This window comes from Algibacillus agarilyticus (assembly GCF_003286125.1).
Lineage (GTDB): Bacteria > Pseudomonadota > Gammaproteobacteria > Enterobacterales > Alteromonadaceae > Algibacillus > Algibacillus agarilyticus.
The window spans coordinates 126,738-141,143 of sequence record NZ_QMED01000011.1; the positions used below are offsets into that span (position 1 = coordinate 126,738).

General features: G+C 39.0%; 10 protein-coding genes. 4 read left to right on the forward strand and 6 right to left on the reverse strand.

What is annotated here, in order from left to right:
* Positions 1 to 80 precede the first annotated feature (80 nt).
* The gene (locus tag DPX34_RS10840) at positions 81 to 2,111 is read left to right on the forward strand and encodes an OPT family oligopeptide transporter (RefSeq protein ID WP_111978449.1); all 2,031 of its coding nucleotides are present in this window, start codon (positions 81 to 83) and stop codon (positions 2,109 to 2,111) included.
* A gap of 119 nt (positions 2,112 to 2,230) precedes the next feature.
* On the opposite strand, the gene DPX34_RS10845 is transcribed toward DPX34_RS10840, so the two are convergent.
* Positions 2,231 to 4,660, reverse strand: a complete 2,430-nt coding sequence (locus DPX34_RS10845; protein WP_111978450.1) for a glycoside hydrolase family 31 protein — start codon at positions 4,658 to 4,660, stop codon at positions 2,231 to 2,233.
* Between the two features lie 20 nt (positions 4,661 to 4,680).
* The gene (radA, locus tag DPX34_RS10850; protein ID WP_111978451.1) at positions 4,681 to 6,045 is read right to left on the reverse strand and encodes a DNA repair protein RadA; all 1,365 of its coding nucleotides are present in this window, start codon (positions 6,043 to 6,045) and stop codon (positions 4,681 to 4,683) included.
* A gap of 226 nt (positions 6,046 to 6,271) precedes the next feature.
* Between radA and DPX34_RS10855 the strand changes: the two genes are divergently transcribed.
* Complete coding sequence (locus DPX34_RS10855) at positions 6,272 to 8,779, forward strand: PilZ domain-containing protein (protein ID WP_111978452.1); 2,508 nt, start codon at positions 6,272 to 6,274, stop codon at positions 8,777 to 8,779.
* 74 nt (positions 8,780 to 8,853) lie between these two features.
* Here DPX34_RS10855 and serB read toward each other — a convergent pair whose 3' ends face one another.
* Positions 8,854 to 9,876 (reverse strand): phosphoserine phosphatase SerB, encoded by a 1,023-nt coding sequence (gene serB, locus DPX34_RS10860; RefSeq protein ID WP_111978453.1) that lies wholly within the window; start codon positions 9,874 to 9,876, stop codon positions 8,854 to 8,856.
* A gap of 139 nt (positions 9,877 to 10,015) precedes the next feature.
* On the opposite strand from serB, the gene DPX34_RS10865 reads away from it, so the two are divergent.
* A complete protein-coding gene (locus tag DPX34_RS10865; protein WP_157964694.1) occupies positions 10,016 to 10,639 on the forward strand; it encodes an AhpA/YtjB family protein in 624 nt (207 codons plus the stop codon).
* Positions 10,640 to 10,655: 16 nt separating this feature from the next.
* Here the strand turns inward: DPX34_RS10865 and DPX34_RS10870 are convergent, their stop codons facing one another.
* Positions 10,656 to 11,159 (reverse strand): DNA-deoxyinosine glycosylase, encoded by a 504-nt coding sequence (locus DPX34_RS10870; RefSeq protein WP_111978455.1) that lies wholly within the window; start codon positions 11,157 to 11,159, stop codon positions 10,656 to 10,658.
* A gap of 85 nt (positions 11,160 to 11,244) precedes the next feature.
* Here DPX34_RS10870 and DPX34_RS10875 point away from each other — a divergent pair, with 85 nt between their 5' ends.
* Positions 11,245 to 11,427, forward strand: a complete 183-nt coding sequence (locus DPX34_RS10875) for a hypothetical protein (RefSeq protein WP_111978456.1) — start codon at positions 11,245 to 11,247, stop codon at positions 11,425 to 11,427.
* A 31-nt stretch (positions 11,428 to 11,458) separates the two neighbouring features.
* Here DPX34_RS10875 and DPX34_RS10880 read toward each other — a convergent pair whose 3' ends face one another.
* Together DPX34_RS10880 and fabB are read right to left on the reverse strand one after the other, a co-directional pair.
* Positions 11,459 to 12,598, reverse strand: coding sequence for a 4-phosphoerythronate dehydrogenase (locus DPX34_RS10880; RefSeq protein ID WP_198673682.1), 1,140 nt, complete (start codon positions 12,596 to 12,598; stop codon positions 11,459 to 11,461).
* 191 nt (positions 12,599 to 12,789) lie between these two features.
* Complete coding sequence (gene fabB, locus DPX34_RS10885; protein ID WP_111978458.1) at positions 12,790 to 14,001, reverse strand: beta-ketoacyl-ACP synthase I; 1,212 nt, start codon at positions 13,999 to 14,001, stop codon at positions 12,790 to 12,792.
* Positions 14,002 to 14,406: the final 405 nt, after the last annotated feature.

Here is a 14,406-nt window from a genome sequence, read left to right on the forward strand (position 1 = left end):
AAACAAGTTAATTAGCTTATCTGAAAAGGTAAATATATAATAAAAACATCAAGGTAATGATCGCGATATACGGACTCTGCATGACAAATAAAAATAATAATTTACATCCTCCTCTTATCGGCCCAGAACAAACACTCGCTGAAATAACCATAAAAAGTATCACCTTAGCCATTATTTTAGCCATGCTTTTAGCGGCAGCAAATGCCTATATTGGCCTACTTGTGGGGTTAACGATATCGGCATCAATTCCAGCGGCGGCTTTATCAATGGGGATATTACGCTTATTTAAAAACAGTAACGTTTTAGAAAATAATTTAGTCCAAACATCGGCATCGGCTGGTGAATCATTAGTCGCCGGCATTATTTTTACAATACCCGCGTTAGTGATGATGCAAGCTTGGCAAGGTTATGATTATTGGCCATTAGTTCAAATAGCCATTGTTGGTGGAATATTAGGTGTCGTATTCACCATACCGCTTAGAAGAGCACTTATCATAGATGCAAAATTAACCTTCCCAGAAGGTGTTGCAACCTCAGAAGTACTTAAAACCGGCACCGCATTAGAACAGTCCTTAAGCGACAATCAAACCCGCTTGCAAAGTAATGGGTTACGTCACTTATTACAAGCGAGTGGCATCGGTGCTTTATTTAAATTAGCAGAATCGGGCTTTGGTATGCTATCTGGGTGGATCGCCAATATACAAACAGTCGCAAGCCAATTTATATTATCAACCAATTTAGCCATTAGTCCTGCATTAATCGGCGTTGGGTATATTGTGGGGTTTAATGTTGCTATTTTAGTTTTTGTTGGTGGGATCATCGGCACGTTAGTCGGTGTTCCCCTTAATTGGTGGCTAAATGCAGACAATTTACTACAACTTAATTCACTTGAGTCAACGCTAACATTAGCGGATTTAAATCACAGCCAATTAGAAGCAATCGCTAACACCGCATGGGATCAAAATAGACGAATAGGCGTAGGAGCCATGATCGTAGGCGGTATTTGGTCACTTATCTGTTTAATTAAACCGTTGGCGGCCGGCATTAAAGCCTCGATTAATGCATATAAAGCCTCATTAAATAAATCTAACCACCAGCCATTACGCACCGAATACGATACCCCGATCAATTATGTTTTGATTGTATCGTTACTCTCGTTAGTTCCTTTGTTTTTCATTTTTGAATCCGTATTGCATCAACACCCTCAAGCGTTATGGCTTTCAGGTTTAATGACGGTATTCATGTTTATTCTTGGTTTTTTATTCTCCTCTGTTGCGGGTTATATGGCTGGATTAGTGGGTAGTTCAAATAATCCAATATCAGGCGTGACGATCGCGACCGTTATTATATCAGCCTTGATTTTGTTACAACTCATCGGTAATGACGGGATCGCAGGTCAATTAGGCCCCATTGTTGTGATTTATTTAGCGGCTTTAATATGTTCTTCTGCGGCGATTGCAGGTGATAACATGCAAGATTTAAAATGCGGTCATATCCTCGGCGCAACTCCCTGGCGTCAACAGTTGTTTCAAATCATTGGCGTTGTATCAGCTGCATTGGTCATTCCCATTATATTGCAAATTTTAGACACCGGTTATGGCATTGGCCGGCCAGCACAAACTGGTAGTACACAGTTTTTATCGGCACCACAAGCCAGCCTAATGAAAGAGCTCGCTACGGGGATCTTTGGTGCGGGCATTAATTGGTTATTTATTTATATCGGTATGGGATTAGCAGCCTTTCTAATTATTATTGATCAATTATTGCGCATTAAGGACTCTTCATTTCGTATTCCAATTTTAGCCGTCGCGGTGGGTATTTATTTACCGGTGGGGCTTTCTATCCCCATTTTTATCGGGGGCGTAATTGCAGCGCTGATTCATTATAAAAGTAAATCTGCGGCAAGCGATAAACAGCAAGCGATCAAAAACACCGGTTTATTACTCGCTTCAGGTTTAATTACCGGTGAGGCATTAATGGGCGTTGTTATCGCAATTGCAGCCGCATTTTTTATGGAACTACCGGCCGTTGTCCCCTATGGAAATATAACGGGGTTGACCGCGTTTACATTAGTGATTATTTATATGTATAAGCGCATTCGAAATACATAAAAGAGAGAAATAAACCTAAACAAAAGAGTAGCCGCCACTTTAAATAATAGTAAAAATGGCGGCCTTGTTTACTCAAAAACCATACAACAACTATTAACAATAATACAGCAGCGCGCTGTTCACCCTTTTATTTTTATACTCTGATCTTGCAACGACCATTTAAATTTAATCAGCAAACGTTGTATTTCAGCATTATAAAACGCCGCTAAACGCCGACGATCAAATGCATCCTTTTGATAAAATAATTCAATTTCTTGTTCGCCAATAAAAATCGATTTAACTGATTTTATGTTGTGAACATCGAATGATATATCACGTTGTTTATGCTGACCAATATAACGCCCGCCGTTATGTTGGATATTCAAGATTAAATGATTGGCATTTTGTACGGCAGTAAACCCCATCACTTCGTATCGTGCTTCAGCTAATGCCTTCGCATTTTTACCATCATCATCATATAACGCATAATTCGCATTTAATACGCTTTCATCTGCATAATAATGCATGGTTAATTGACTATTATTGTACGCTTTAGTATTGGCTAAATCGTTTACCATGGGTATAAACGACCCAGCCTTAACTAACACGGGCAGTGTCTGTAATGTAGTTGGAATGTTTTTGACACCGCCACCGACGTATTCGGTATCATCCCAAAAATCAAACCAAATACCTTTGGGTAAATACATCGCTTGTGATTCAATACCAGGCTCAGTGACTGGACTCACTAAAAACGCATCACCCCACATAAAACTATCTTTAATCGCAATTAAACTGGGATTGTTTTCATCACTAAAAAATAACGGCCGCATCAATGGCATGCCCGTTAATGTATTTTGATAAGCCAGCGTATAGTTATAGGGTAGTAAGCGATAACGTAATTTTATAAAATCACGAATAATCGCTTGCGTTTGAGAATCATGAAAGATAGGTTCTGGTGCAATATTTTCTTGCGCATGCGGTCGATATATCGGCTGAAAAACACCATATTGCAACCAACGAATATACATTTCTTTATCAAACTTATCACCACCGGCAAATCCGCCCAGATCAGAATGTGTATAAGCTAAGCCTAATAAACCCATGCTCATGGTTAATTCTGGTTGAGGTTTCAAACCGCCCCATGAACGGCTTACATCACCTGTCCATGGCATCATTCCGTAACGCTGAGAACCATTAAAACCAGAACGCATTAACATAAAAGGTCGCTGTTCAGGCTGAAGTTTTTGTTGCTCTTCATACAACAATTGCGCCCAACGATGCCCGTACACATTGTGCACTTCATCTGCTGTGCCTATCGCGTGAAGCGTATCGTTAGGATGCACTTCAGGCTCACCTAAATCACCCCACCAACCAGCAATACCTTGATCTAACAGAGGTTGATATTGTGCCCAAAACCACTCTTGGCCTGAATTTGAAAAGATATCGACTAATCCGGTTTCACCAAAGAAGAAGTTAAATACTTTAGGTTCTTCCGCTAAATTTTTCGCTAAAGCATCAGCAGCCACCGCGTGTTGCCAATTAGAAGAGCTCGTGGTAATAAAAGGTTCAGATATCAGGATCGTATTCACGCCTTGACGCTTAAAATCACTAATCATATTCTCAGCAGTCGGAAAGTGTTTTCGATCCCAATTTAAATTCCCCATATTGCCTTTCATCTCAGCGCCAAACCAATATAAATCAAAAATAATAGCATCAAGTGGAAAGCCTAATGCTTGATATTTAGCGACGACCTGACGCGCTTCTTCTTCAGAGTGATAACCAAAACGTGAAGCAAAATGTCCTAAAGCCCAACGTGGCGGTAAAGGTTGTCGCCCAGTGACTTGCGTATAATTTTCAATTAAATTGGGGTAAGAATCGCCAGATGTCACAACGTAGGCAGTACGACCACCAATAGCTTCAAACTGCAATATATCAGCTTCGTTGTGACCTAAATCTAATGTCGCTTTAGCCGTATTATCAAACATCAAAACATATTGATTAGTTGACATTACGGCTGGCAAGCCAAAATTCATTTGTTTTGATTCAGTGGTATAACCGTAATGTGCTTGGTTATATAAAGGCAAGCGATGACCTCTTCTATCCATACCGAGTACACGCTCGCCAGCGCCGAGTAATTTTTCTTGCGGCTGCAAACTAAACCGAAATCCGGTTAATGCCGTTTGTGAAAAAAAACCTAATTCTTCAGATAAAAGTAATTTTCCTTCTCGATAGAAGTGCAATGTTAATGGCGATTTTTCAATATTAACGCGCATTTTTTCAGTCAAAAAATCAATCGTCTTGGAACGCGCTTTAACATTAATATTCGGTTGTGAACGTTGTTCAACAAGAGAATACGAAGGTAACTGCTTTTGACCCTCTAATTGATAAAATACGCCTATTGAATCGGCGGTTAATCCCGTTATATCAACTTGGCCACTTTCAAAAAAGATTGTTAACGTATTATCTTTTATTTTATGTGCAATATAATGCTCTTGTGCACTAAGACCAAAAGCGACAATATAAAAAATAACGACACTAAAACGAACGAATACACGTGATAAACCAACCATAATTGTGCTCTTTATTTTAATTAAATAGATTCTAATGCTTCAGCCAAAGTCGTAACCGCAATGAGTTCCATTCCTTCAATGCCTTGCTTGGGGACATTATTTTTAGGAACAATCGCTTTTTTAAAACCATGTTTTACGGCTTCTTTTAACCGCTCGATACCATTGGGCACCGGTCTTATTTCACCAGACAATCCCACCTCACCAAATGCGACTAAATTTTGTGGTAGCGTTAAGTTTCTAAAACTAGAATATAAAGCTAACAACAAGGCTAAATCTGCAGATGTTTCCGTTACTTTGACACCGCCAACCACATTAACAAACACATCTTGATCGCCCATTTGTATGCCACAATGCCGATGCGCAACCGCTAGCAACATCGCTAAACGGTTTTGTTCCAGTCCAACCGTAACACGTCGTGGATTATTTAATTGAGAGGTATCAGCTAACGCTTGAATTTCGACCATCAATGGGCGTGTGCCCTCCCAGATCACCATAACAATACTACCCGGTGAGGCATTCTCAGCTTGAGATAAAAATATCGCGGAAGGGTTTTTAACTTCGCGTAACCCTTTTTCAGTCATCGCAAAAACACCTAATTCATTAACCGCACCAAATCTATTTTTTGTGCCGCGCATAGTGCGATAACGGCTGTCAGCCGAACCATCCAGCATAATTGAACAATCAATACAGTGCTCTAATACCTTAGGGCCGGCTAACGAACCATCTTTAGTCACATGACCAACCATAAAAATAGCGACTTGATTTTGTTTAGCATAACGCGTTAAAAACGCAGCCGATTCTCTAACTTGCGATACACTACCGGGTGCAGATGCAATTTCTGGCATGTGCATCACTTGAATGGAATCAATAACCATGATTTGCGGTTTTACATCTCGCGACATATGGCAAATTGTTTCGACATTCGTTTCAGATAACAATTTTAGTTTATCTTTTGGCAAACCGAGTCTATCAGCACGCATAGCAACTTGCTGTAATGATTCTTCACCGGTTACATATAATGTATTCATCGTTTTGGCCAACTGAACCATGGTTTGTAAGAGTAATGTACTTTTACCCGCACCAGGTGAGCCACCAATTAAAACAGCCGAGCCCGGCACAATCCCGCCACCTAATACGCGATCAAATTCCGCTAACCCTGAACTAAAACGCGGCACTTCCGAAAGCTCGATTGATTCTAAGGTTTCAATTTTTGCATCGGTCGCCCCAGCATACCCACTCAGTTTTGCAGATGAAGAAGACGAGCTCGCTGCAATCCTAAATTCACTAATGGTATTCCACGCTTTGCAATCACCACACTGGCCTTGCCATTTATTGAATTCAGATCCACAATCTGAGCATACCCAAGTACTTTTAGCTTTCGCCATTAAAAGGTTCCTCTATACATAGTATAACTGGCATATAAATTGAATGAATTTTTATACATGAAAATACTGTCTATTATAATAATATTGCGGTGGTATTAGCCCAATTATGTAAATTTAATTTTAAAAATTATCCACTAAATAACCGATAACACATTATAATTTAACGTATTAATGATTCATTTTCCTTTATAACTTAAAATAACAGTAGCTAATTAATTTTAATCTTATGCCAAAACCTGACCCAGCATTAGCTGAATACAGCGCCATTATTGAAAAATTAAAGCCATTAGTCGGCCAACCTGACTTCGAGCCCATGATGGACTCAATTGCTGGCGACCTTCCTAAGCCCAAGCGGTTTTTAATTAAGATGGAACTTAATCGGCTGACCGCTGATTGCAACCGTAGAATAGATTTACGTGGGCATGTCGATGGCAATGTCAGAGACTTTTCACATAACGGGATCGTTCATTATTTAGATGACGTTGCGCTGCGTATTTTTAAGCGCGGTTTAAAAACCTATGAACGTTATGTCACCTGTACCTATGAAGACATAATGAATGCCGAAAACAATTTTCGGGTAATGCATCAAAAGCAAAATCAAGACCGTATAAAGGGTAAACCGACGACTCAAAATGAAGAAAATGAGCAGCATAAATATTCAGCTAAACCAATCCTGTTCGGTGAGCGCGGTTTTCGAGCAGAAGAACGAATGATATATTCGATGCCAGTTCAAGTCGAAATACCTTTAGCCGGCACCATTATGGCTTCAACCACGGATTTATCAGTCAGTGGTTGTAAATTAAAACTTCCCAGCAGTTATAAGGTAATGGCGGGACAAAAAATCCTCATAAATTATACGGGACTGGAAGAGGAATATGAACTTGGCTTAAAGTCCCCCGTTGAGTATGAAGTTGTCGGTGTAGATACCAAAGGTTCTAATTTGTACCCTCGGTGTCGGCGCACTAATAGTGTTAACGTGCCAAGTTTTGATGAATTTTTACAACGCTTTATCAATGGTCATAAAAGGCGCTATAAACTTAACTTAGATAATACCGTTGAAGCCGTCGTTACCAAAGGTTATGAGCAGTTTTATTTACCTCGCTCGACTTCATTGCCTGTGTTTTTAACTCAATCAGATGAAGGTAGAATAACACCGGTTGCCACCTTAAGTAATGACAACAACAAAGGGATAATTCGTCAATGGATCGATGAAGAGAATAAAGTTCGATTAGGTTATTTATTTTCTCAAAAGCGCATGCTGCAATTACTTAAAAAACCTGGGCGCGTTAAAGAAACACTCATTTATGGTTTTACTCACGTCTCTAAAGGTAAAATCTATTTTTACTCTGCCACCAGTGATGAACTCAATGCCAACCCAGAACTTAAAAATATATTTTTTGGCTTTGGCGCTTCAAAAAACGTTTGGTTTTGTTACAAACTCGGCATGATAGATTGCCATAAAGAATTAGCTCACTTACCACTTACCTTACCTGATGGTGCAAGTAAAGAAGCGCATAAATTTAATAAACCGCCTACAGCTCGTGTTTCGCAATACATCAATAATATTCAATATATTGCTTTTTTAACCGACTTAACTAACGAAAACGATAAAAAGAGTTATGCGCAATATGAATTTAGCATGGATAAAGTCAGTTTATTAAAATCGTTTGTTCACCTCAAAGGTAAACCACCCGCACATATTGACGAAGTCATGATTAAATTTGTTAACCTGCGTTCAGAAACTCGGTTTATCTACCGTACACAAGTTGATGTTAACGCTGAAAAAATGAGTGGTGTAGCAGTCACACGAGATTTTTCAACGAAGGGAATGCAACTAGAATTTGAAACGCCGGTCGAATTAAAAAAGAATGAAATCGTTGAAATAAATTTACCTGATTTACAGAAGATCACCAGTAAATATAAATTAAAAAACCTACCTTATGAAGTCGTCAGCGGCAATAAAGAAAAGACAATTGTTAACTTACGCGTTTTTGAAGCAAAAGGCGTAATACATGCCGGTAAAACCTTCATGAATGAATTAATTGAAAACAACCGAGCTAAACTGCAGGCGGCTTCACAAAGTGGAGCGGGGATCCCGGGCTTAGCTGAAGCATTACGAAATATCTTAGCGCAACGCAGCCTAAACACGGTCTTGTATATCCATAAAAATGGCATTAAGCATACAATGGAAAGCATTGGTTTTTCTAATGTACCCAACCCACTTGTTGATGCACTTCAAGATCCCAGCAATCCAGATCGATGTAATTTACATCCGTTTTTAAACAACAACTTATTAAATACTTTATTTATAACCGCGTTACGAAAACTACAACGTGAATCTCGCCCTGATGAACAAGATATTTATATTAAATTAAGACTTGATACCGAAGACTTAAACGAGCGTTTTAATGTATCGTTAGTGCCTGATTTTAGAAATGAAGCTGCGCAAAAAATATTTGTGCAAAAAGCAACTCAGCCTAACTGTATCTTTTTTGCCGTGCGTATATATACATCCCGAACGGGGCGTCCTGATACCGATTTTATTGCTAAAGAATTGGCTTATGTGAGTCAATATGCCATCCATAAAGCAAAAGTACTCGAAGAAGAATTATGGAGCGTTGCAGGCATCGTCGATTTAGTTGATATTAGCGAAGAAGTGATGAATCGCTTTATGTTTCCTGCACAAATGATCGCAGAGCAAATGAAGAAGCGCAGCCTGATGAGTAAGCTTTAGAGCGAAGTAAGCGATGAAAGCTTAAGTTCATTCAAAATGATGAACTCAAGCTATTATCTTAACCTGTATTCGTATTAGCGAGCTAAAATAAACAACAACGCATCCAACCCATAAAAATTAATTGCAACGTCTGCTTTTTCTTGCACAAGCGGTTTAGCCTCAAATGCCACGCCTAAATTAGCAGCCGCCATCATCACTAAATCATTAGCGCCGTCACCCATCGCAACCGTTTGCTCTGCAGGTATAGAGAAACGCTCAGCTAATTCATTTAAGGTTTCAGCTTTAACCTGAGCATCAACAATTTTACCGATGACTTGACCGGTTAATTCTCCATCTTTAATTTCTAACGTATTTGCAATAGCGGCATCTAACTCGAGGTCATCTTTTAATTTATCAGCAAAATAAGTAAAACCACCCGAAGCAATTGCAACACGCCATTCATGTTGTTTTAAAACCGCTATTAAGCGTTTTAAACCATGCATCAAGGGTAAATTATCTTTAACTTTAGCAATAATACTTTCGTCAGCATCGGCTAACGTTGCAACACGCGCACGCAAACTTTCAGCAAAATCCAGCTTGCCTTGCATTGCCAATTCAGTTACTTCTGAAACTTGTTCACCTACGCCCGCTAATTTTGCTATTTCATCGATACATTCAATTTTGATGGTTGTAGAATCCATATCCATTAATAATAAACCAGGTGCACTTAATGTTGGCCGTTGCTTTAAAGCCCAAACATCCGCTTTGTTATCTAGCGCCCATTGTTTTACCTGCAACCACGTTTCATCACTCAACTCACCCGCATAATGCCAACTTAACGCATGATCACCCGCATTATCTAATGCATCAATAATCTGAACAGATTGAAGCTCAACCGAGTTGAGAATTTGAGAAAACGCAGAAAATTGAGCTACCGACAAGGTTTCGCAATATAAGGTCACACTAGCCGCATTAGAGATAGCAGCAAGCGAGTACTCAAATACATTGAAAGGATTTAGATGGACAACCTGATCATGACGTGTGATCGCATTAAATAAGTGTGCGACATGAGAAATTGACGATATATCGTCATGTGTTAGTGTGCTGTATTGAGTCACTAGATTACCTTAATCTACCATAATTGCGGCTATTTTAACGCATCAATCCTGAGCGTCAAAAGAAGTTTACTGCCAAATTAGAGATTAAGCCGATTTAACGATATAATCACAGTACTTAAACTTATTAAATATGTTAAGCGTGACCATTAATTCGCCTCAAATAAACGATGACGTTCAAAACCGTGAAGCCAATAACCTAGCAAGCAAACGTAAATTGCGCTGGATATATCGCAAATTTTCGCAAGCTGGCTTTGCTGTCGCCTTGATCGCGATAGTCATTGGTCTATGGAACTCAACCACACAAAGAGGCATTAAAACGTTTGAAAAGCATGCTTACTTGCTTGTTAGACAAGTTGTAAAGCAAGCTCAACTCCCTGTTATTTTAAATAAAGACAATTTAACGGCTGCGATTAGCCAACAACTCGTCGAACATTTAGCCGATTCAAATTTTATAATTGATGCGACTCTTTATTCAAATGACGGCCAAACACTTGCGCAATCACAACAGGCTTTTACATTAAAACAAGCAGTCGGTATTGAAGCCGTAACAAACAAAATGCGCTTATTTACCATTGTTGAGCCTATCGAAGTGAATGGGAAAAACATGGGGTATTTACGTGTTACCTTTGATTATGATGCCGTTCAGCAAGATTCTAAAGAGTTTCAAGAAGATTTTAGTGGGCGAACGCGTTTAATGTTATTTTTATGCGCCATAATTGGTTTCTTATTTAGTCGCGCTTTTTCACGTGAAAATAGAAATTAAACCCATGATATTTAAGTTAAGACGTTAAGGCTTGTTGCCACTGCTCATACTTTTGCGAAAACGATAAACTCGCGTGAGCCGGACTTGTCGACGGTAACACAACACATTCAATATCCTTACCGGTTTCACTTAACAAAGGCAAAGCATACCGTTTAAATGTTTGAAACGCTTTTTGACCATTTAACACAATTAAACGAATGCTCGAATGGTGTTGTAAAAAGCGCACAAAATCATTAACCACAATGGTTGATTCAACGATATCGGCATCTAAACTCGACACACGCTCACAATTACGCATAACATCCCATAATGCAACCTTACGCTGCTGCAAACAAACCAAACGCTCTGAATACGCTAAATCAAGCGGTATCGCATAAAGTTTAGCCATAATCGGCCAAAAAGCGTTTCGTTGATGGGCATAATATTGGTGCCGTAACAAAGAGGCTTTGCCAGGCATTGATCCTAAAATTAATATCTCAGCATCATGATCAGCAACGGCATCAAAACTCGTTAATAACATATTGACTCAATCAATTGACTATACTTAGACCTAAGTGATTCCAGAGGCTATGCAGTATTATAAAGTTAATTAGGTCGTTAGCTTAATGACAACAACCAAAGACGTTAAATTGGTCGTTAGCTTAATGACAACAACCAAAGACGTTAAATTGGTCGTTAGCTTAATGACAACAACCAAAGACGTTAAATTGGTCGTTAGCTTAATGACAACAACCAAAGACGTTAAATTGGTCGTTAGCTTAATGACAACGACCAAAGAAATTAATTAGGTCGTTAACTTAATGACAACGACCAAAGAAATTAACTGCGTAAACTTAACGTATTGAGTTGCTGCTGGATCGCATCTACAGGGTGTTTAACACACAACGAAGTCATTTCACGACGGATCGGATATTGACGGCGTAACGTTTTAAATTGGGTTGGATCCGCTTTCATCGCCTGCTTAAACCACGCATTATCATCACGAATATCGTAAACTAGATTAATTATTTTGCGTAAAATAGATTGCTCAAACGTCGTCGTTTTGGCCATATCAATTTGTTCAACTCGCATAGGTGGTAAAAAGTCATGTAGTTGATGAACCGGTTGGATCCCCCAAAATTGACATAAACTGTAATACAGCATTTCGGTGCCGCGAGCTTTACCCTCTAAACTGTGGCCCGCGATATGCGGTGAAGCAAATGTTGTTAAATTTAGTATTCGGGTATCGATATTCGGTTCATTATCAAAAACATCTAATACTAATTTAGTTTGTGGATTAGACTGCATATGTGCATATAACGCTTCTTCATCGACTATTTCGCCACGACACGCATTAACAAAAATCACATCGCTTTTCATTTTAGCTAATTGCTCGGCGCCAAACATCAGTTTAGTCGGATGTATATCGTCTTGGGTCAACGGCACATGGCAACTGATCACATCCGCTTTTAATACATCTTCAAAATCCGCGGATTCAAAATCGGGATCCATTGAAGCTCTTACGGGGTCAAATGCTAAAACTTTACAGCCTAAAACCGATAATCGGTTAATCAATCGAGAGCCCACTTGGCCTGCCCCAACGACAGCAATCGTTTTATCGGCAATTTGAAATAGATGTTCACCCGCAATAATAAACAAAGCACTTAACACATAGTCCGCTACAGCATCAGCATTGCAGCCAGGTGCGGCAGTCCAGAATTTACCCTTAGATTCAATATATTGACCATCAATATGATCATAACCTGCAGTTGCAGTACCAATGAAAGCCAGCTTATCAGCCTGTTTTAATAGTTTTTCATTAACCTGAGTCGTCGAGCGCGTCAATAACACATCCGCATTAATTAACTCTTCTGCGGTGATCTTATCACCTGCAAAGCGAGTGATCTCACCCAGTTCAGAAAAAAACTCTTCAGCGTATAACAATGAATCTTCTATATATATTTGTCGTTTATTTGTCACGAGCATGACCTATTTAAATCGCGTTTTAATAACGCGTATTATCACATAAAAATGTAAAACAGTTGATATATCATCGATATTATTACGGCTGATTGACCGTAATAATGCTTTCAAATGCAGATAAAAAAATACCCTGCCAAAGCAAGGTATTATTAAGACGATATGTGTTATTACGTTAACGCATCAAACAATTAAGCTTCGTAACGTTTAAACACTAATGTTGCATTTGTGCCACCAAAACCAAAACTGTTAGACATAACCGTATTAAGTTTAGCTTCGCGTTTTTCAGTCACGATATCTAAACCTTCCGCTTTTTCATCTAATGTATTGATATTAATTGACGGTGCAATGAAATCATTATTTAGCATTATCAAACTGTAAATCGCTTCATGAACACCTGCTGCACCCAAAGCATGACCTGTCATTGCTTTAGTCGCACTGATAGCCGGTTTAGTTTCTGAAAATACCGTTTGAATTGCTTCTAATTCTTTAACATCACCAACCGGTGTTGAAGTGCCATGTGTATTAACGTAATCGATAGATTCAACATTTTCCATCGCTTGTTGCATGCAGCGAATAGCGCCTTCACCACTAGGAGCAACCATATCGTAGCCATCTGATGTTGCGCCATAACCGACAATTTCACCATAAATTTTAGCACCACGCGCTAAAGCATGTTCCAATTCTTCAACCACAACGATACCGCCGCCACCAGAAATAACAAAACCATCACGATCAGCATCGTATGTACGAGATGCGTGTTCTGGTGTTTCATTATACTTAGTCGATAATGCGCCCATTGCGTCAAACATCATCGCTAATGTGTAATGTAATTCTTCACCACCACCGGCAAATACGACATCTTGTTTACCTAATTGGATTTGTTCCCATGCATGACCAATACAATGTGCTGAAGTAGCACAAGCTGAACTGATCGAATAATTAACACCTTTGATCTTAAACGGCGTTGCTAAACAAGCTGAAGTAGTTGATGACATCGTTCTTGGCACCATATATGGCCCAATACGCTTAACACCTTTTTCACGAAGAATGCGCTCAGAGTTTATCTGATTTTCAGACGATGCACCGCCAGAACCCACAACCAATCCGGTACGAGGATTAGAAATTTGTTCTTCCGTTAAACCTGAATCATCAATCGCTTGTTGCATAGAAATATAAGAATAAGCCGCAGCTTCACCCATAAAACGGATTTGCTTACGATCAATATGCTCTTTAATGTCGATGTTTAAATCGCCCCAAACCTGACTTCTTAAACCAGCTTCAGCAAACTGTTCAGACTTAGTAATACCAGAACGACCCGCTTCTAATGAAGCTTTTACTTCTTTCGCATTGTTACCAATACTAGAAACAATACCTAAGCCAGTAATAACAGCTCTTTTCATGAAATTCCTCACAAATTATAATAGGTGTGTAGCGGGTAGGTTTATTGACCTACTTCTGACTATTCGCTACCAAACGCAGTGGCGGCTATTATGAAATAACCGAGAGCAAATCACAATAAAACTCGGGTACGACCAGACCAACAAAGTACAACAAACAACAAAATACACAGAAGAAACAACAAGTTAAGTAATATTAATTTTTATGTTTTTTTTGATTTTCAGCTTACACCTGTACGCAAAAGCGTTTTAAATCGATCAAGTTGTGTAATTTTCACCTGCATATTTATTAATATCAGCTGCATTAAAGTCATTAATTCAATCTTTAGCATTCCTAAATTATTATAAAAAACGTTTAATCACATCAGCCATTTCAATAAATACCATTAGCATATACCTTCAATTCTT

Excerpts from the sequence above, each read along its gene's own strand:
- radA (WP_111978451.1), bottom strand. The coding sequence starts at position 6,045 with ATGGCGAAAGCTAAAAGTACTTGGGTATGCTCAGATTGTGGATCTGAA.
- DPX34_RS10875 (WP_111978456.1), top strand. The coding sequence starts at position 11,245 with ATGACAACAACCAAAGACGTTAAATTGGTCGTTAGCTTAATGACAACA.
- DPX34_RS10840 (WP_111978449.1), top strand. The coding sequence starts at position 81 with ATGACAAATAAAAATAATAATTTACATCCTCCTCTTATCGGCCCAGAA.
- DPX34_RS10870 (WP_111978455.1), bottom strand. The coding sequence starts at position 11,159 with ATGTTATTAACGAGTTTTGATGCCGTTGCTGATCATGATGCTGAGATA.
- DPX34_RS10855 (WP_111978452.1), top strand. The coding sequence starts at position 6,272 with ATGCCAAAACCTGACCCAGCATTAGCTGAATACAGCGCCATTATTGAA.
- DPX34_RS10845 (WP_111978450.1), bottom strand. The coding sequence starts at position 4,660 with ATGGTTGGTTTATCACGTGTATTCGTTCGTTTTAGTGTCGTTATTTTT.
- fabB (WP_111978458.1), bottom strand. The coding sequence starts at position 14,001 with ATGAAAAGAGCTGTTATTACTGGCTTAGGTATTGTTTCTAGTATTGGT.